Below are 17,209 nucleotides of genomic sequence, written 5' to 3'. Positions count from 1 at the left end.
AGGGGCCGGGTCAGGAGTCGACGGCCTCGACGAGGGCAGAGGCGACCGCAGCGACCCCCTCGCCTCGCCCGGTGAATCCGAGGTGGTCGGTGGTCGTCGCCGACACGCTCACCGGTGCGCCGACCGCCGCCGACAGCACCTCCTGGGCCTCCAGACGCCGCGCGGCCATCCGGGGACGCTGGCCGATGATCTGGACGGCCCCGTTGACCGGCCGGAAACCCGCCGCGGCGAGGAGGGACACCGTCTCGCGGAGGAAGTCGACCCCGGCCGCCCCGGCCCACCGCGGATCGCTCGTGCCGAAGACCGATCCCATGTCGCCGACCCCGGCCGCCGAGAGCAGGGCGTCGCACAGGGCGTGCGCGGCGACGTCACCGTCGGAGTGCCCGGCCAGGCCGTGGTCCTCCTCGGGGAAGCAGAGCCCGGCCACGTGCATCGGCACCCCGGCGGTGAGCTGGTGGACGTCGGTGCCGATCCCGGTACGCAGCCCGCTCATGATCGGCCTCCCCGTCTCCCGGCGGCCCGCCGCCGAGCCCGACGTGGGTCGAGGAGATGCAGTACCCGCCTGACCCGCTTGCCGCTGTGCTGACCGGCGCCGGCGGCCGCCTTGGCGAAGGTCTCCGCGATGTCGAGGTCGACCGGTTCGGTGATCTTCATGGCCATCCGGGAGCCTTCGACGAGTTTCACCTCGTGGCCGTAGAGCTCGCAGCAGGACAGGTCGTCGGTGACCCTGGCGCCGTCGGCGGCCATTCGTCGGTGGCACTCGGTGACGATTTCACGGTCAAATCCCTGCGGGGTCTGGATGGCCCGGAGCACGTCGCGGTCGATGACACTGGACCCGCCGTCGGCATCGACCTCACGGATGGTGTCGACGACCGGCATGGCCGGGGCGACGGCCACCGCTCCCCCCTCGAGGGCGGCGATGACGTCCTCGACGACGTAGGCCGGCACGAGCGGGCGGACGGCGTCGTGGACGAGCACCTTGGTGGCCCTGGCCAGCCGCGGATGGGAGTCGACGTACTCGAGCCCCCGTCGCACCGAATCCTGTCGGCTGTCTCCCCCGGTGACGAAGTGGATCGGGATGGGCGAGGCCGCCAGGACCAACCGGAAGTGGTTGTGCATCCCGTCCTTGATGACGACGACCGCGTCGGTGCATCCCCCGGCCGCCAAGGACTCGACGGCGACGGCGACGACGGCCTTGCCGGTGAGGGTGGTGACCTGTTTGGGGATCGGCCCGCCGAACCGCTGGCCGAGGCCGGCGGCCATGACGACGGCGACGATGGGTTCAGCCATGGCCCGAACCCTACCGACCCGCACCCTCTCCGGTGGAGCCGGACGCCTCGTCGGGGGCCTCGAAGCAGATGAGCTCGCCGACGGCCGGGGTGCGCAACCCCACTCCACCACCCGCCGCGGCACTCACCTTGATGGCGCCGGGCAGGATGGGCTGACCCGGGGAGTCGACGTAGATGACGACGTGGCCGATGTCGCCGAGGTTGCCGTTCGCCAGTTCTCCGACCTCGTCGACCCGGAACTCCTGGTCACCGACCCGCAGCAGGTCGCGGGGGACGACCGACGGGCTGGGCACCCGGGCCTGGTTCCCGCCGCGGCTGTGGACGACGGCCAGGGTCGACAGGGCGACCGGGACCGGGTTGCCGAAGAGGACGAGGATGTCGTGCTCGGTCATCTGGGCGACGTCGTCACCCAGTCGGACCACTCCCGCCCGCCACTTCACCTGCGGGTGTGCCTGCCCCATTCGTCACTCCTCGTTCTCGCCGCACGACGACGGCCCCGACCTTCGTTCCCACCATTGTCCCATCCGACGTCCCACCGGTGGGGACGATCCCCTAGGGTGGTGCACCACGGCAGGTGTCACCTGCCACGCCGCATCCAGAGCCGACGGCACCGGGTCGCCGTCGGGACGAGGAGGCTCGATGTCCCGCAGGTCCAGTGACGACCAGGTGCTCCAGGCCATCCACGCCGCCGAGATGTACTACTTCGAGGGCATGACCCAGTCGGCCATCGCCGATCGGCTCTCGTTGAGCCGGTGGACCGTCGGGCGCATTCTCGACGATGCCCGCGAGTCCGGTCTCGTGCGTATCACCATCGACCACCCGCTCGCCCGCCATCACCAGCTCGAGGTGCAGCTCGTCAAGCAGTTCGAGCTGGCCGGCGCCGTCGTCGTGCCGACCCAGACGAGCACCCCGGCGACCATCGACGCCGTCTGCGCCGCGGCGGCCGACCGGCTCGCCTCGGTGCGCCCCTCCCCCGCCGTCGTCGGGGTGAGCTGGGGCCGCAGCACCGCCCTCGTCGCCAAGCACCTGCACGTCGGTTGGGCGCGCGGGGTGACCATCGCCCAGACCAATGGTGGGGTCGCAGTGACCCGCAATGATCTCGTCGGCCGGTCCATCGTCACCATGGCCGAGCGCGGGCCCGGACGTGCCCTCACCCTCCAGGCCCCGACGATCGTCGGACGCCGTGAACTGGGCGACCTGCTGCGGGCCGACGCGTCGGTGAGTCGCACCATGGAGGTCGCCGCCCGCGCCGACCTCATGGTGTTCGCCCCGGGCCCGATCGAGAAGGACTCGGTCCTCGTCGCCGCCGGGCACATCCCTGTCGAGCGGATGACGGCGCTCGCCGAGGCCGGGGCGGGCGCCGACGTCATGAGCCACTTCGTCGATGACGCCGGTGATGTCGTCGACCCGGACCTCGAGGCCCGCACCATCTCCATCGACCTGGCGTCGGTCCGTCACTGCCGCCGGGTCATCGCCGTCGCCCCGGGGGTCAATCGGGCCCGGGCGGTCCGGACGGTGGCCGCGGCCGGGTTGTGCACCGACCTGGTGACCGACAGCGAGACCGCAGCCAGGGCCCTGGAGCTCTGCGGGGCAGCCCCCGCCAGGCTCTCCCCACAAATGTGCACGTTGCCCCCGGGGGGCGACGGGGTCGGTCCCGGTGCCATAGCTTGACGGTGACGGCCGGGGAGCCGACGGCGAACCCGGAACGACACGACCTGGTGATTCGGCGCGGAATCCGCTGGACGCCACGAAGGAGTTCTTCATGACCACTATTGCAGTTCTGGGCGCAGGTGTCATGGCCACCGCGCTCACGTTCCCCGCCAGCGAGAATGGCAACGAGGTCCGCCTCATCGGCACCCATCTGGACGACGACATCATCGAGTCGATCAAGACCTCCGGAATCCATCCGGTGCTCGAACTCAAGGTCAATGACTCGGTCAAGCCGTATTTCTTCAGCGAGGCCGAGGAAGCCATTGCGGGAGCCGACGTCGTCATGAGCGGCGTCAATTCCTTCGGCGTCGACTGGGCCGGCGAACAGCTCGCCCGTCTGGCCGAGCCGGGACAGACGATTCTCTGCGTCACCAAGGGAATGCAGGCCGATGAGGATGGCACCCTGCACATCCTTCCCGAGGTGCTCAAGAAGCACATGGGCGAACTGGCCTCCCAGGTGCACTGGGCCGCCATCGTCGGCCCCTCCATCGCTGGCGAGCTCGCCGTCCACCGCAACACCTGCGTCGTCTTCTGCGGCGAGGAGCAGGAGATCCTCGACGGCCTGGCCAAGGACTTCCGCACCGACTACTACCACGTGTGGACCTCCACCGACTTCATCGGCCACGAGGTCGGTGCCTGCATGAAGAACATCTTCGCCTTCGGCGGCGGGTTCGCCCCCGGAATGCTCCTCAAGAATGGCGAGCAGGACAACAAGTACGTCATGTACGACTACACCGCAGCCCTCTTCGGCGAAGGCGCCCGCGAACTCAAGCAGATGGTGACATTCATGGGCGGCGATCCCGAGGTCGCCACCGGCCTCGGCGGCGTCGGCGACATGTTCGTCACGACGATGGGCGGACGCAATGTGCGCGCCGGAACCTTCGTCGGCCAAGGGGTTCCCTTCTCGGAGATTCGCAATGTCAGGATGAAGGGCATCACCCTCGAGGGTGTGGCCGCCATTCGCGTCGTCGGCGAAGCCATCGAGAAGCTCACCGATCGCGGCGTCATCTCGGCCGAGGACTATCCGCTCGTGCGCGCCCTGTACAACATCGTCGCCCGCGACGCCCCCCTCGACCTGCCCTGGAGCACCTTCTTCGGTGGGGAGAAGTGAGCCCCGTCCGCTGACCACGCACGCCGGGTTCTGCACATAGGAGCAGAACCCGGCCCGGGCGGGTGCAGGGATGCCCCGGTTCGGGAACAATCGCCATGTCGCCGTGACATCCATCGTTCCGGCCGGCGAGACATGGCCACGGCCATGACGACTTCCACCCGCACAGGTGCAAAGGTGGAGTCCAACCGGGCGCGCGAGGACCGCGTCCACCCAGACCCCTAGGAGGAAACCACATGCTCAAGAAGAAGGTTCTCGTCTGCTGCGGTACCGGGATCGCCACCTCGGTCCAGGTCGCCAACAAGCTGCAGCGGATGCTCAAGGAGCGCGGTGTCGACGCCGCGATGAAGGAGTGCAAGGCCGTCGAGGTGCCGGCCCAGACCGCTGCCTTCAAGCCCGACGCCATCGTCTCCACCACCGTCGTCAAGGCCCCCTCGCCACAGATCAAGGTGTACCGCGGAGTCGCCTTCCTCACCGGCGTCGGTGCCGACAAACTGGCCGACGAGATCGCAGCCGATCTCAAGGCCTGACCATCACCTGACACACAGGTGTCCCCGGTCCTGGTCCGACCGGGGACACCCCAGGACACGAAGAGAGCTCACCAGTCATGGGAACCGTCACCACCGTCATCCAGTACTTCCTGGGTCTGGGTGCCAGCATCGTCCTGCCCATCATCATATTCTTGCTCAGCCTGTTCTTCCGGATGAAGCCCGGCAAGGCCATTCGCGCTGCGCTGACGATCGGCATCGGATTCATCGGCATCAACCTCGTCATCGGCCTGCTGTCCGAGAGCCTCGGCCCGGCGGCCCAGAAGATGGTGCACAACACCGGCCTCAACCTGCCCATCATCGACGCGGGCTGGCCGGTCGCCGCGGCCATCTCCTTCGGCACCGCCAAGGTCGTGCCGTGGATCTTCATCATCGGCATCGCCGTCAACCTCGGCATGATCGCGTTGCGGTGGACGTCCACCCTCAACGTCGACATGTGGAACTTCTGGCACTTCATCTTCTCGGCCGCGTTCGTCTACATCGCGACGAACAACTTCTGGCTCGGCCTGGCCGCCGGCCTCATCACCCTCGTCGTCGTCCTCAAGCTGGCCGACATCGTCGCCCCGATCATTCAGGACTACTACAAGATCCCCGGCGTCACCACCGCGCACACGGACACCGTCTCCTGGGCACCGGTCGGCTGGACCATCAACAAGATGCTCGACCACGTCCCCGGGTTCAAGCACAACAGGATGACCCCCGAGCACATCCAGGAGAAGTACGGCGCCTGGGCCGAGCCCATGGTCATGGGCACCCTGCTCGGCCTCGTCATCGGCCTGCTCGCCTACTACCCCGACTTCAACGGGGGTTGGGGCACCGCCATCAAGGGCATCCTCACCGTCGCCATCTCCATGGGCGCCGTCATGCTGCTCCTGCCGCGCATGGTCGGCATCCTCATGGAGGGCCTCATCCCGCTGTCCGACGCCGCCCAGGACTGGATCAAGGCGCGCTACCCCGATCGTGAGCTCAACATCGGTCTGGACGCCGCCATCCTCGTCGGCTACCCGGCCAACATGTCGGTGGCCATCATCCTCGTGCCGATCACCCTGCTCCTCGGCATCGTCATGAGCTACCTGCACCTCAACCAGATGCTGCCCTTCACCGACCTGGCCGACACCCCGTTCTTCGCCGTCTGGGCGACGACCTGGTGCCGGGGCAACATCCCGCGGGGCACCGTCATCGGCACCTTCTTCGTCACCTGCATGCTCACCATCGGCACGTTCATGGCCCCGGCCACGACGACCCTGGCCCAGCAGGCCCACTTCGCCATCCCGCAGGGAGCCAGCCAGATCTCCTCGATCGATTCCGGCGCCCACCTCATCGCCTACTTCTTCGCCTTCTTCTTCGTCTTCGCCCAGGCGAAGACCTATGGCGCGGCGTTCATCGGATTCAGCATCTTCCTGCTGGCCTTCGCCGTCGTCTGCTACGCGGCCTTCTTCATCCACATCGCCCGCGGCGGCAAGCCCGGCATCGACGACCGCGAGATGTACATGTCCGAGGAGGAGCTCCAGGCGGAGCGCGAGGCTGCGGAAGCGGGTTGGTGATCCATCATGGTCGAGGCCATGCTTGACGCGATCCTGGGACGCTGGTGGCGCACGGCCATCGCGACCTTCCAGGAGCACTTCATGATCTTCCTCGTGCCCCTGCTGGCATGGATGGCCGTCATGGTCATCGGCAACCAGGTGGTCAGGCATTGCGAGCAGGCGATGCGGGCCAAGCTCCGGTCGACGCCGTCCCTGCGACGCGCGGGCGGCCCGGGCCTGGCTCGCGCCCTCGACCCCGTCGTCCTCGAGACGGCGGCGACCCACCGGTGGATGCCGGCCTTCCACGGGCTGTGGATGAAGCATGCGCAGCCCGAGGAGGTGCTGGCCCACATGACCCGCCTGCCCAACTACTACCTGCGGTTCCGCGACGAGGTCTACGGCACGACCGGTCGCCGCACCCGCAAGGTCGGCGCCACCCGCTGACCCGCACTCGGCGCCCCCGCGGGGCGCCGAGCTGTTCCGCCGGTCGACCACCCCTGCCGGGCCCGCGGGACCGTTCCATCCCCATTCCCACCCACACCGACCCCACCGGGCCGGAGACAGGAGAGCCACCCATGGCCCCCAAGCTCCTCATCCTCGACGTCGACACCTCCGAGCGCGAGGACCTCTACCGTCTCGTCAACGAGCGGCTCACCGGCGACGACATGGTCACCGATGCCTTCCTCGAGGCCGTCTCGCGTCGCGAGCAGACCTTCCCCACCGGCCTCGACTTCGGCTACGTCAGCGTCGCCATCCCCCACATCGACCCCGAGTACGTCAAGCACGCGGGGATCCTCCTGTGCCGCAACTCCTCGACGACCGTCTTCCACGCCATGGACGACCCGGAGCGCGAGCTCGACGTCGCCCTGTCGATCTGGCCGCTCGTCACCAACCCGGAGAACCAGGTCGGCATGCTCGGCTCGGTCATCGAGCTGCTGCAGTCCCAGGAGGACTACGAGTCGCTCCTCCACGGTTCGCCCGAGCAGATCCAGGCGAGCCTCGGTTCCGTCATGGCCGCGGTCGGGGAGGCGCAGTGATGCTCCACGAGCACGAGCGCGAGGAGATCATCGCGTACTGCCTGCGGATGCTCGAGGACGACCTCACCCTCGGCACGAGCGGCAACATCAGCGTCCGGGTCGACGACCACGTCCTCAAGAGGCCCCGCGTCGTAGTAGGGGGCCCGTGCCACATGTAGTTTCCCGGGAAGGTGGGGGGACCACGATCGGGCGTGGAGGTCGAAGGACGGCTGTCGGTCGCTGCGAGGTATGAGGTCACAAAGAAGTACGCAGACGAGTATGTGGCAGCGCAGGACAAGGGCAGGTCCCTGATTCTGGATCAGGTGGTCGCGGTGACCGGCTGGAACCGAGACCATGCCCGCCAACAGCTCAGGGCCAGGCTGCGCCAGCCCGCGTCCTGCGCTGCCTGTTGCTGCGTACGACGGTCGTCGTCCGAATGCCCCCGCACGTCGGCCAGCTTGCGGGCTGCGTTGATGTTGTGGAGGCCACCGCCGTGGTCGGCCGTACAGGTTAAGGACTCCAGCCCCTCCGTCGCTGGCCACGGTGGCAGCCAAGATCTCGTCACAGGAGAGTGATGAAGACACCTTTCCGACGGTTACACCGCCGGCCAGCCCCATCCGACTTGCCCGATGAAGAGGGGAAGGTGTCCCTCCCCGCCACCGGTGACGATGCCAACCCGACCACGCGTGCCAGTGTCCACGCGCAGCAGTGTACGACCGTCGCCTACGGCTCACAGAGCATCCGGGTATGCGAGCATAATCCCCTCGAGCACCTACGCCGACGAACCACTCAGGGGAGTTGATGATTCTTCATGTTGCGTAGTTACGACGTGACTCCGAAGAGTGCCCTGAGTTTGAAAACCTCCTCGGAGGGCAGGTCATTGCCCCCGCCCACCAGTTCGAGAGCCCACATCTGATGGGCGGACGACTCCAGCCGCTCCATTGCCAGATACGCCGACATCAGGTCCTTGCCCCAAGTGAGGGCCCCGTGGTTCTCCAGCAGGCAGGCCATGTGGCCGGCGATAAAGGGGGCGATCGAGTCCGGAACCTCATGGGTGGACGGGGTTGCGTAGGGCGCCAAGGGGACATCCCCGAGGCCCACAATGGTCTCGGGGAGCATGGTGTTGCGAAGACCCATCCCGCGGGTGGCGAAGAGGGTCGCGTAGAGCGGGTGCGCATGTACGACGGCCTTCACCGAGGGGTCCTCGACGTAGACCCGCAGGTGCATCTTGACCTCGCTAGACGGCTTCACGGTGCACCCGTTGACTAGGTTGCCGTCCAAGTCGAGTTCGGCAAGCTTCTCCGGGCGCATGTAGCCCTTGCTGACGCCGGTAGGGGTGCACAGGATGCGGTCGTCGTTCAAGCGCACCGAGATGTTGCCGTCATTGGCTGCGACCATGTTCTTGGTCCATAGGTTTCGCCCAAACTCGCAGATCTGCGCCCGGAGAACTTGCTCGTCACCCATCAGTCATCGGCTCCCTGAGAGAGGTCCTTGTACATCTCGTGGGCTTGCTCGGGCTTCAGGCCCTCGTGGACGATCGCACGCACGGCCTTGATCATGGCCTCCGGGGCCTTGCGCTGGAAGATGTTGCGACCCATGTCGACGCCGTAAGCGCCTTGGTCGATTGCCTTCCAAGCCATGGTTAGGGCGTCGAGGGCGGGAAGCCTCTTGCCGCCGGCCATGATGATCGGCACAGGACAGCCGGCGGTGACGTTCTGGAAGCCGTCTTCAATGAAGTAGGTCTTGACCATCTGCGCGCCGAACTCGGCGATAATGCGGGTGGCCAAGCCGAAGTAGCGGGCATCGCGGGTCATCTGTTTGCCGACAGCAGTGACGCCGAGAACCGGGATGCCATACTGCAGGCCGGCGTCAATCTGTTGGTTCAGGTTGGCGATCGACTGGGTCTCAAACTCGCCACCGATGAAGACTTGAACGGCCACCGCGGCAGCGTCGATGCGGGCGGCATCAGCCATGTCCATGGCGACGCGCTCGTCGGACAGTTCCTTGAGGACCGACGGGCCGCCTGAGGCGCGCAGCACCAAGGCGTTGTCGCAGCTGGCCGGGACGACCGAGCGGATGATGCCACGGGTGGCCATCAGGGCGTCGGCATGCGGGGCCAACGGCACGATGCTGAGGTCGACTCGCTCCAGACCGCTTGTGGGACCCTGGAAATAGCCGTGATCGAAGGCCAGCATAACGGTGCGACCGTCGTCACCGAAGATCCGCGAGAGGCGGTGCTTCATGCCGAAGTCGAGTTGCCCGGATCCCTTGATGTGGAAGCCCATTACCTCCTGTGGATGATCGAATCCGAAGTTCTTGGCCGTGATGTTGCCGTCGAGGTCTGCCATGGATGTGATCCTTTCGTAGATTACTTCTCGGGAGCAACGGGCACCACGGGCGCTGTTTCGCCCGGACGCCAGGGAAGATTGATGGTGTCACCGGGCGAGGAAGGCGACTTGATGAAGATCATCTTAAACACCTCGTCCCAGTCGTTTACAAAGTAGTGCATCTCGGTAGGTTCGCAGCGGTAAAGGTCGCCCGGCGTGAGCGCAAAGGACTTCTCGCAGTCGACCCACAGGGTCGCCCGTCCCTCGAGCACGACGAAGGACTCGTCGCAAAAGTGGTGGATGTGGTTGGTCATTTCGTCGCCAGGGCGAAGGGTCAACAATCCGATATCGCTGGTCGACCCCTGAATGATGTAGGCCGGCCCCCAGTCACCGAAGCGCGGTTCAATATCGCTGGTATTCCCTTTTTTCATGTCGTGCTCCTCAGATCACTCGGTCGGAGCCGCCGTCGATCGGAACCTGAGCACCGGTGGTGCACTCGAAGGCGGGGCCACACATCGAGACGCACAGGGCGCCAACCTTGGTGCTGGTGACCTCGGCGTGCAGCATGTTACGGCGCTTGTACTGGTCGACGGTCATGCCGTAGTGCTCGGCACGGGCCGCCAGCAGCTCAGGTGTCCACAGTCCCGTGTCGAAAACAGCATCGGGGTGGACCATGTTGAGACGGATCCCCTCCCCCGCCCACTCAAGGGCGGCCACCCTGGTCAGCTGGGTGACAGCTGCCTTGGACGAGGAGTAGGCCGCAGCGCCCGGCCCGGGGGCCGCGACGTTCTTCGATGCGATCAGCACCACACGGCCGTATGGACGTCCGAGGGCCAGCAAGGCGTGGGCCTGCCTGTAGAGTTCAGCCACCGAGTCGACGTTGACTGACATGGCCCTCCGCCACTGGGCCATGTCCATCTCGCCGACGTTGGCGCTGGATGGGAAGATGCCTGCTGCAACTACCAGTACGTCCAGACCGCCGAAGGTCTCGACGCCCAGCCGAAGGGCGTTGGAGACGGCCTCGGCGTCGGTGACATCAAGCGGGATGCCGAGGTAGCGATCCGAATCGAAAGTCTCGACGACCTTGGGCGAGAGGTCCCAGCCGACGACGCAGCAGCCCTGGTCGAGCATCGCTCGGGCGCAGCCCCGTCCGATGCCGGAGGCAGCCCCAGTGACCACAGCCACCTGGCCGGCCATCGGTGCATGGTCGTCAGTGCGACGCACCTTTTCCTGCTGGTAGGACCAATACTCGAGGTCAAAGAGGTGGCCCTCTCCAGCACCGGTGTAGCCACCGAGGGCTCGGGCATTGGTGATGGCATCCATCGTGTGCTGGTAGATGTCGGTGACGATCCCCGCCTCACGGGCGGTGCGTCCAGCCGCCAGCATGCCAACCTCGGGGTCGAGGACGACACGTGGGGCTGGGTCGAGCGCGATAGTCTCGCCGGGGGCACGGCGCTTGTTGCGCTCGACGTAGTCGCGGTAGCGCTGGCCGAAGGCCTCGAAGTCCTCGCCGACCTGGGGCCATGGCTTGGTCCAGATCACGTGGTCGGGAGTCAGCGGCCCCTCGGTGGTGGACGATAGGGCACCCTCATCTGAAAGGAAGGCTGCCACCCGCTCGTCGCGGGTGGTGCGCACGACCATCGGATGGCCGGCGGCGTCACAGATTTTCGAGCGCAGGGTGGCCAGCCGGACGGCATCCGTCGGGCCGATTGGCTCGGCGGTCACCGGACGGGTCTCGCCTAGCCGGGCGTCGGCCCGGGCCACGACTTCGAGGTGCCGCTCCAGAGCCTCGGCCGGGGTCTGTCCACCGGTGAAGAGGCCATGCCCCTGGACCATGACGCCGACGGTCTGGTCGTCGGCCAGGGCCCAAGCATTGGCGACAGAGACCACCAGGTGGGGGCCGGGCATGGCATAGTCGGCGATCACCACGTGGTCCCCGAGCACCTCGGCCAGCCCTTCCCGGCCGAGAGCTGCGCCCAAGGCGAGTAGCGAATCGGCGTGAGAGTGCATGACGGCCGGGGCCGGGATCAGGGCGTGGACGAGGGCCTCCACCGAGGGGTCGGGGGCTGAGGAGTCGACCAAGGCACAGCGCAACTCGTTGCGCAGGGCCTCCTCGGGGACCGTGACCGGCGGCAGGATCTGGCGCAGGCGAGCCAGCCGCAAGGGGGCGAAGCCCGCCTCGGTGATCGTGCCCATATCGTGGCCACTCCCCTTGATCCACAGCACCTCGACCGTGGACCCGTCCAGGTCGGTGACGGAGGTCTTGAGGGAGCTGTTGCCACCACCGTGGAGGACCAGTCGCGGATCACTGCCGAGTTGGCGCGTCGCCTCAACCAGCCCAGATAGACTGCTTGCTTCATCGCCAAGGGCCGAGGATGTCATGTCATACCTCCAAGAGAAGTTGTCAGACAATCTAGATCGTTATCCTGGCCTCGTCAATAGACGACCGGGGAACGGTCAGCCTCGTGTTCGCCGGATGGTGAAGTTGTAGCGGCCCTCGATGAAGTAGGTGCGCGAGTACATCAGAACCGAGTCGTCGTCGCTGTAATGGACTTGGTCGAGCAGGACGAACAGGTCGTGGGCGGCGGCCTCCTTGCCCCATCCGATGTGGGTCGAGTGGATTGCATGTACCTCGGCCACACCGCGCACTGCCTGGATCCCGAGCCGGGCGGAGAAGAAGGCGAACAGGGACCCGTCCAGCTCCTCGACATTGAAGTCCTCCGGCAGCAACCAGGTGGGGATCAAGTCGTAGGAGTAGGCCACGACCTCACCGTCCGCCAATATGGTGCGCCTCAGCTCGAGCACCTCACTGTCCCCCGAAACACCCATCCGGCTAGCCTCTTCAGGCAAGACGTGGCGAGTCAAGCGGGAGGCGTAGTCCATTCCGGGGACCTTTCCCCCGTCCCGGATGGAGTCGGTGATCGAGTCCATCCTCTCCAGACCGGCTCGGACAGCGGGGGTCCCAGCGACGAAGGTGCCGACGCCGTGGCGAGTCCGCACCAGACCAAGGGTCTCGAGTTCGCGCAGGGCAGCGCGGACAGTCGGCCGAGAGACGCCGAACTCGGCAGCCAGTGAGGCCTCGGTCGGCAGACGTGCGCCGACTGGGAAGGCATCCCGAGCCAGTTGAGCCCGGAGCTCACCCGAGACCTTCGAGACGAGGCTAGTCCTGCGAGCCATTGACGTTCTCCTTTCGCATCCAAGAACCTCCCAGCAGGGCATGGAGCTTGCCCCGGTTTCCCAGACAGTACTTATCGTGTGGTGATCATGCCGCCCTCGCCGGGGTCAACGCCAAGGGACTCGCATTCGTGAGGTGAAAGCATTCCGAGGCAGGTGCCGGCGGGGTCTGAGGTTATACCAGCCCTCAATCCACTCGAACTGGCCGAGGCGAGGGCGGTGTGGGTGGGCCAGGTGTTCCGGTTCAGGAGTTTCCGCTGCATGGTCAACCGGAACGATTCCACGGCTGCGTTCTCCTGACTGGAGGTCACCGGTCCCACCAATCCGGGCAAGCCGGCTCGCGCAGCCGGTGGCCGAACAGCCAGCTGGGGTACTGATACTCGGCCAGGACGTTGGTGACGCGTGCCGCGGTCGGGGTGGCTGGGGGCTGGTTTCGGCAGGCGGTGTGGGGTCGATGGTAGTTGTAGTGGATGTTCCAGGCGGCCAGGGCGCTGGTGCGGGCGGACTCGCTGTCGTAGGGGCGGGCGTAGAGGAACTCTTCGGCCAGGATCCGGTTGTAGCGCTCGATGCTCCTATGTTTGTCAAGCGGCTGCGACGGACAGGGCTATGGGTTGTTGCTGGGGCAGATTGGCGTAGATCTCGCGGGCGATGTAACGCTTGAGGCAGCGGATGATCTCTCGTTTGCTGAGGCCCTCGGCGGTGCGGCGTTGGACGTAGTCGATGGTGGGCTGGTGGCGTCGCATTCGGACCAAGGTGACGATGTAGAGGGCGCTGTTGGCGGCGCGGTCGCCTCCGCGGCTGAGTCGGTGACGCCCGGTGGTGCGGCCGCTGCTGGCGGGTTGTGGCGCGACGCCGCAGATCTTGGCGAAGGCTGCCTCGCTGTGGATCCGGCTGTTGTCGTCCCCGGCGGTGACCAGGAACTGGCCGGCGATCTCGGTGCCGACGCCGTGCAGCTCGACCAGCTCGGGGGCTGCGTGACGGACTAGGGCATCGATCTGACGGTTGAGGAGTTGGATCTCTTCGTCGAGGCTCTTCCAGCGGCGGGCCAGGTCACGCAGGGCGGTCTTGGTCCCCGCGAGCAGGAGCCGTTCCGGGGTTGTGGCCAGGCTGAGAAGGTCGGTCGTTTCGGGACGCAGCGTCAGGCAGCGCTTGATCAGCGTTCTCCTGCTCAGCGGGGTGAGCTCGTCGCGGAGGGCTGACGGGGCGCCGATAATGACGCCCCACAAGGTGTTGAACGTCTGCGTCTTGGCCTTGACAGCGCTGGTTCGAGTGACGNTCAGGCAGCGCTTGATCAGCGTTCTCCTGCTCAGCGGGGTGAGCTCGTCGCGGAGGGCTGACGGGGCGCCGATAATGACGCCCCACAAGGTGTTGAACGTCTGCGTCTTGGCCTTGACAGCGCTGGTTCGAGTGACGCGCAGGGTCCGGATGACTTCGACGATGCCGCTCTTACTCTTCGGGATCGCGGTCGATGTCTGGCTCAACACCGCCCGGGCGACCTGTTCGGCGTCGAGCCGGTCGGACTTGCCGTCGCGACGCCGGACCATCATGTTGAGGCTGTTGGCCTCGACGACCCTGACCTGCTGATCGGTCAGGAACCGCGCCAAGCTTGCGCCGAAACTTCCGGTGCTCTCGACTCCGACTGAATCGGCCTGGGTTTCGTTCCGTTCTTGAAGCAAGGATGGAACACGATGAACCAGAAGTACTCTCCCGAGATGCGCGAGCGCGCGCTGCGGATGCTCGATGAGGCCAAGGCCTCTGGTGAGCACTCGAATCTGNGGTGAATCGGCCTGGGTTTCGTTCCGTTCTTGAAGCAAGGATGGAACACGATGAACCAGAAGTACTCTCCCGAGATGCGCGAGCGCGCGCTGCGGATGCTCGATGAGGCCAAGGCCTCTGGTGAGCACTCGAATCTGATGTCCGCCGTGCGGCATGTTGCGGGGCTCCTCGGCATGAGCGCGGAGACGCTGCGGGTGTGGCATCGCCGCGCGAGGTCGACGCCGGCGCGAAGCCCGGTGTCCCGAGCGATGTCGCTGAGGAGAACAAGCGCCTGCGCCGCGAGGTGGCCGAGCTGCGAAAGGCGAATGAGATCCTCAAGGCTGCGAGCGTGTTTGTCGCGAAGGAGCTCGACCGGCCCTGACCGGGATGATCCGCTTCATCGACGAGTATCGAGAGCGGTTCGGGGTCGAGCTCATCTGCCGGACGCTGCGCCCGGCAGTGCAGGGATTCATCACGTCCCGCGGGTATCGCGCCGCGAAGACCCGCGTAGCCTCCGCCCGGCAGCTGCGCGACGAGCTGCTGGTGCCCGAGGTCGCCAGGCTGCATGCGCAGAACTACGGCGTCTACGGGCGGCGGAAGATGCATGCTCTCCTGAAACGGCAGGGGTGGGGCATCGGCCGCGACCAGACCGAGCGCCTCATGCGCCTCGCGGGAGTGCGTGGGGTTCGCAAGTCGAAGAAGGTGTTCACGACCAGGCCGGACAAGGCGCAGGCCCTACCGCGGGACCTCGTCCAGCGGCGGTTCCCTGCGGACGCGCCGCGCCGACTCTGGGTTGCAGACATCACGTATGTGGCCACCTGGGCGGGCTTCGCATACGTCGCGTTCGTCACCGACGTCTATTCACGTCGGATCGTGGGCTGGAACGTCGCGGCGACGCTGCGCGCGGAGGTGCTGCCGCTGCAAGTGCTGGACATGGCCGCCTGGGGCGCGGACGGCCCGCTGGACGGGCTGATCCATCACGCCGATCACGGCTCGAACTACATGTCGATGGTCTACACCGACCGGGTCGTCGAGCTTGGCGCAACACCCTCGACGGGAACCGTCGGGGACTCGTATGACAACGCCCTCGCCGAGGCGGTCAACAACCTCTACAAGACCGAGCTGATCCGCCAGCGCGGCCCCTGGAGGACCGTCGAGCAGGTCGAGCTCGCGACGCTCGAATGGGTGTGGTGGTGGAACCATCAACGCCTGCACGGCGAACTCGGCATGCGCACCCCGATCGAGATCGAGGACGCGTACTACGCTGACCTCGAATCAGGCCTCCCGGCGACCGCCGGACAGGGAAACCGATAGGAACGAAACCCGGGCCGATTCAGGCCAGCCGGGCCCGCAGTTGTTGGCGGGACTGGCCCTGGCTCTAGCCCGTCACCTCGACCATCAGGTCCAGGGTCCAGCCCGTGTCCTTCTTCGACGCAGTCCAGTACGCCGTGACTCGCTTCTTCATCACCTCAACTCGAGAACCCAACGACAGCTCCCGTCCACTTACACCCCATCGTGCCTGCCGCACCCATTTCCCGGGGACACCATGTGAGCCACGGGCCCTGCCTGCCACATGGGGCCACGTGGGGCGCTGTGCAAGTCTCGGCGGGTGATTGACATCGCAATCGAGATACCAATACTCTTGTAGCGAGAGGTCGGACAACCTTGTTCAAAGGAGTGACATGGTTCTCGCAATCGAGTGGGTCGAACTCCCCCAGCCGACGATTCGGCTCATCGACCAGACCCTGCTTCCGGCAGAAGAGAAGTACATCGACGTGCGCACCGTCGACGTCTTGGTAAAGGCCATCAAGGACCTCGCCGTACGCGGGGCACCCGCCCTCGGTGCAGCCGGCGCCCTCGGCGTGGCAATGGCCCTTTACCAGGCCCAAAGGGAGAGTTGGGACGATACCCGGCTTGAGACCGAGATCGACCGCATCCGCGATGCCCGTCCCACCGCCATCAACCTCGCCTGGGGGGTCAACCAGGTCCGGCACCTTGTTGGGCAGGGAGTGGAAGTCGTCACAGAAGCCGCCAAGAAGGTTGTCGCCGACGACACCACCGCCAACAAGGAACTGTCCCGCTTTGGCGCCGATTGGATCTTGGCGAAGGTCGGGAAGGAAAAGGTGCGTGTCAACACGCATTGCAACACCGGTGCCCTCGCCACCACCGCTCAAGGCACCGCCTATGGCATCATCCGCGAGCTCTTCGAGCGGGGGGCCATCGAGATGGTCTACGCCGACGAGACCCGACCGTTGCTGCAGGGTGCCCGGCTCACGAGCTGGGAGCTGACCCAAGACGGAATCCCGCACGTCGTGCAGGTGGACGGCGCGGCATCGTCCACGATCCTGCGGGGGCTGGTGGACGTCGCCATCATCGGCGCCGACCGCATCGCCGCCAACGGCGACAGCGCGAACAAGGTAGGTTCGGTAGCCTTGGCACTTGCGTGCCAGCGGGCCGGTATTCCTTTCATCGTCGCCGCACCGTCCTCGACCATCGACTTGGACACCTCCAGCGGCGAGGACATCAACATCGAGCTCCGGGACGACGCAGAAGTCTTGGAGCTGGGCGGTCAGCGGACCGCCCCTAGGGAGGCCAAGGGCTACAACCCTGCCTTCGACGTCACACCGCACGACCTCATCAGCGCGATCGTGACTGAACGCGGGATCGTCGAGCCCGCGCACGAGTCGGACCCCCGCCTCCTGGCGCGGGTCGCCGACTGACACTGGGCGACAGCCCACGGGTTTCTTGTAAAGGAGCAA

The 17,209-nt window shown here is 66.3% G+C and carries 17 protein-coding genes and 3 pseudogenes; 9 read left to right on the top strand and 11 right to left on the bottom strand.

The features are described from left to right. Positions 1-10: 10 nt before the first annotated feature. The 3 genes from ispF to E0E30_RS01225 are packed head-to-tail and all read right to left on the bottom strand — an operon-like array spanning position 11 to position 1,750. Positions 11-493: a 2-C-methyl-D-erythritol 2,4-cyclodiphosphate synthase gene (gene ispF, locus E0E30_RS01235; protein ID WP_130864739.1), complete on the bottom strand. Its 483-nt coding sequence runs from the start codon at positions 491-493 to the stop codon at positions 11-13. Then, positions 490-1,290, bottom strand: coding sequence for a 2-C-methyl-D-erythritol 4-phosphate cytidylyltransferase (gene ispD / locus E0E30_RS01230; RefSeq protein ID WP_130864738.1), 801 nt, complete (start codon positions 1,288-1,290; stop codon positions 490-492). Before ispD ends, ispF begins: the two co-directional genes overlap by 4 nt. A gap of 10 nt (positions 1,291-1,300) precedes the next feature. After that, on the bottom strand, positions 1,301-1,750 hold the full coding sequence (locus tag E0E30_RS01225; RefSeq protein ID WP_130864737.1) for a PTS glucitol/sorbitol transporter subunit IIA: 450 nt from the start codon (positions 1,748-1,750) through the stop codon (positions 1,301-1,303). A gap of 178 nt (positions 1,751-1,928) precedes the next feature. On the opposite strand from E0E30_RS01225, the gene E0E30_RS01220 reads away from it, so the two are divergent. From E0E30_RS01220 to E0E30_RS13230, 7 genes are all read left to right on the top strand, one after another. Then, entirely contained in the window at positions 1,929-2,960 is a 1,032-nt protein-coding gene (locus E0E30_RS01220) for a sugar-binding transcriptional regulator (RefSeq protein ID WP_130864736.1), read from the top strand. Positions 2,961-3,051: 91 nt separating this feature from the next. Continuing rightward, complete coding sequence (locus tag E0E30_RS01215) at positions 3,052-4,110, top strand: glycerol-3-phosphate dehydrogenase (protein WP_130864735.1); 1,059 nt, start codon at positions 3,052-3,054, stop codon at positions 4,108-4,110. A gap of 233 nt (positions 4,111-4,343) precedes the next feature. After that, the gene (locus tag E0E30_RS01210; RefSeq protein ID WP_130864734.1) at positions 4,344-4,637 is read left to right on the top strand and encodes a PTS sugar transporter subunit IIB; all 294 of its coding nucleotides are present in this window, start codon (positions 4,344-4,346) and stop codon (positions 4,635-4,637) included. Between the two features lie 77 nt (positions 4,638-4,714). Next, a complete protein-coding gene (locus E0E30_RS01205; RefSeq protein ID WP_130864733.1) occupies positions 4,715-6,199 on the top strand; it encodes a PTS galactitol transporter subunit IIC in 1,485 nt (494 codons plus the stop codon). An 18-nt stretch (positions 6,200-6,217) separates the two neighbouring features. Beyond that, complete coding sequence (locus E0E30_RS01200; RefSeq protein WP_130864732.1) at positions 6,218-6,622, top strand: hypothetical protein; 405 nt, start codon at positions 6,218-6,220, stop codon at positions 6,620-6,622. Between the two features lie 131 nt (positions 6,623-6,753). Then, the gene (locus E0E30_RS01195) at positions 6,754-7,215 is read left to right on the top strand and encodes a PTS sugar transporter subunit IIA (protein WP_130864731.1); all 462 of its coding nucleotides are present in this window, start codon (positions 6,754-6,756) and stop codon (positions 7,213-7,215) included. After that, on the top strand, positions 7,215-7,373 hold the full coding sequence (locus E0E30_RS13230) for a class II aldolase/adducin family protein (RefSeq protein WP_167853848.1): 159 nt from the start codon (positions 7,215-7,217) through the stop codon (positions 7,371-7,373). The genes E0E30_RS01195 and E0E30_RS13230 overlap by 1 nt, the downstream gene beginning before the upstream one ends. Positions 7,374-8,016: 643 nt before the next feature. Here E0E30_RS13230 and E0E30_RS01190 read toward each other — a convergent pair. The 8 genes and pseudogenes from E0E30_RS01190 to E0E30_RS01160 all read right to left on the bottom strand — a co-directional run bounded on the left by E0E30_RS01190 (position 8,017) and on the right by E0E30_RS01160 (position 14,626). Beyond that, a complete protein-coding gene (locus E0E30_RS01190; RefSeq protein ID WP_130864730.1) occupies positions 8,017-8,658 on the bottom strand; it encodes a class II aldolase/adducin family protein in 642 nt (213 codons plus the stop codon). Next, a complete protein-coding gene (gene lsrF / locus E0E30_RS01185; RefSeq protein WP_130864729.1) occupies positions 8,658-9,542 on the bottom strand; it encodes a 3-hydroxy-5-phosphonooxypentane-2,4-dione thiolase in 885 nt (294 codons plus the stop codon). Before lsrF ends, E0E30_RS01190 begins: the two co-directional genes overlap by 1 nt. Positions 9,543-9,562: 20 nt before the next feature. Beyond that, positions 9,563-9,952, bottom strand: coding sequence for a cupin domain-containing protein (locus E0E30_RS01180; RefSeq protein WP_130864728.1), 390 nt, complete (start codon positions 9,950-9,952; stop codon positions 9,563-9,565). A 10-nt stretch (positions 9,953-9,962) separates the two neighbouring features. Next, on the bottom strand, positions 9,963-11,903 hold the full coding sequence (locus tag E0E30_RS01175) for a bifunctional aldolase/short-chain dehydrogenase (protein ID WP_130864727.1): 1,941 nt from the start codon (positions 11,901-11,903) through the stop codon (positions 9,963-9,965). 75 nt (positions 11,904-11,978) lie between these two features. Then, entirely contained in the window at positions 11,979-12,452 is a 474-nt protein-coding gene (locus E0E30_RS01170; protein WP_245306624.1) for a UTRA domain-containing protein, read from the bottom strand. A 48-nt stretch (positions 12,453-12,500) separates the two neighbouring features. Further along, positions 12,501-12,698: pseudogene (locus E0E30_RS13540) on the bottom strand (winged helix-turn-helix domain-containing protein); the annotation flags it as partial. 373 nt (positions 12,699-13,071) lie between these two features. After that, positions 13,072-13,263: pseudogene (locus E0E30_RS01165) on the bottom strand (integrase core domain-containing protein); the annotation flags it as partial. Between the two features lie 13 nt (positions 13,264-13,276). Further along, positions 13,277-14,626, bottom strand: a complete 1,350-nt coding sequence (locus E0E30_RS01160; RefSeq protein ID WP_459348727.1) for an IS110 family RNA-guided transposase — start codon at positions 14,624-14,626, stop codon at positions 13,277-13,279. On the opposite strand from E0E30_RS01160, the pseudogene E0E30_RS01155 reads away from it, so the two are divergent. Both E0E30_RS01155 and mtnA read left to right on the top strand, forming a co-directional pair. Beyond that, positions 14,522-15,764: pseudogene (locus E0E30_RS01155) on the top strand (IS3 family transposase). The gene E0E30_RS01160 and the pseudogene E0E30_RS01155 overlap by 105 nt on opposite strands. A gap of 368 nt (positions 15,765-16,132) precedes the next feature. Next, positions 16,133-17,170: an S-methyl-5-thioribose-1-phosphate isomerase gene (gene mtnA / locus E0E30_RS01150; RefSeq protein ID WP_130864725.1), complete on the top strand. Its 1,038-nt coding sequence runs from the start codon at positions 16,133-16,135 to the stop codon at positions 17,168-17,170. Positions 17,171-17,209: the final 39 nt, after the last annotated feature.

Origin of the sequence: Acidipropionibacterium timonense (genome assembly GCF_900605005.1) — a bacterium.
GTDB lineage: Bacteria > Actinomycetota > Actinomycetes > Propionibacteriales > Propionibacteriaceae > Cutibacterium > Cutibacterium timonense.
This window is presented reverse-complemented; position numbering and strand designations above follow the sequence as displayed.

Excerpts from the sequence above, each read along its gene's own strand:
- E0E30_RS01190 (WP_130864730.1), bottom strand. The coding sequence starts at position 8,658 with ATGGGTGACGAGCAAGTTCTCCGGGCGCAGATCTGCGAGTTTGGGCGA.
- E0E30_RS01215 (WP_130864735.1), top strand. The coding sequence starts at position 3,052 with ATGACCACTATTGCAGTTCTGGGCGCAGGTGTCATGGCCACCGCGCTC.
- E0E30_RS01170 (WP_245306624.1), bottom strand. The coding sequence starts at position 12,452 with ATGGACTCGATCACCGACTCCATCCGGGACGGGGGAAAGGTCCCCGGA.
- mtnA (WP_130864725.1), top strand. The coding sequence starts at position 16,133 with ATGGTTCTCGCAATCGAGTGGGTCGAACTCCCCCAGCCGACGATTCGG.
- lsrF (WP_130864729.1), bottom strand. The coding sequence starts at position 9,542 with ATGGCAGACCTCGACGGCAACATCACGGCCAAGAACTTCGGATTCGAT.
- E0E30_RS01200 (WP_130864732.1), top strand. The coding sequence starts at position 6,218 with ATGCTTGACGCGATCCTGGGACGCTGGTGGCGCACGGCCATCGCGACC.
- E0E30_RS01180 (WP_130864728.1), bottom strand. The coding sequence starts at position 9,952 with ATGAAAAAAGGGAATACCAGCGATATTGAACCGCGCTTCGGTGACTGG.
- E0E30_RS01205 (WP_130864733.1), top strand. The coding sequence starts at position 4,715 with ATGGGAACCGTCACCACCGTCATCCAGTACTTCCTGGGTCTGGGTGCC.
- E0E30_RS01220 (WP_130864736.1), top strand. The coding sequence starts at position 1,929 with ATGTCCCGCAGGTCCAGTGACGACCAGGTGCTCCAGGCCATCCACGCC.
- E0E30_RS01175 (WP_130864727.1), bottom strand. The coding sequence starts at position 11,903 with ATGACATCCTCGGCCCTTGGCGATGAAGCAAGCAGTCTATCTGGGCTG.
- E0E30_RS13230 (WP_167853848.1), top strand. The coding sequence starts at position 7,215 with ATGCTCCACGAGCACGAGCGCGAGGAGATCATCGCGTACTGCCTGCGG.
- E0E30_RS01225 (WP_130864737.1), bottom strand. The coding sequence starts at position 1,750 with ATGGGGCAGGCACACCCGCAGGTGAAGTGGCGGGCGGGAGTGGTCCGA.
- E0E30_RS01210 (WP_130864734.1), top strand. The coding sequence starts at position 4,344 with ATGCTCAAGAAGAAGGTTCTCGTCTGCTGCGGTACCGGGATCGCCACC.
- ispF (WP_130864739.1), bottom strand. The coding sequence starts at position 493 with ATGAGCGGGCTGCGTACCGGGATCGGCACCGACGTCCACCAGCTCACC.
- E0E30_RS01195 (WP_130864731.1), top strand. The coding sequence starts at position 6,754 with ATGGCCCCCAAGCTCCTCATCCTCGACGTCGACACCTCCGAGCGCGAG.
- ispD (WP_130864738.1), bottom strand. The coding sequence starts at position 1,290 with ATGGCTGAACCCATCGTCGCCGTCGTCATGGCCGCCGGCCTCGGCCAG.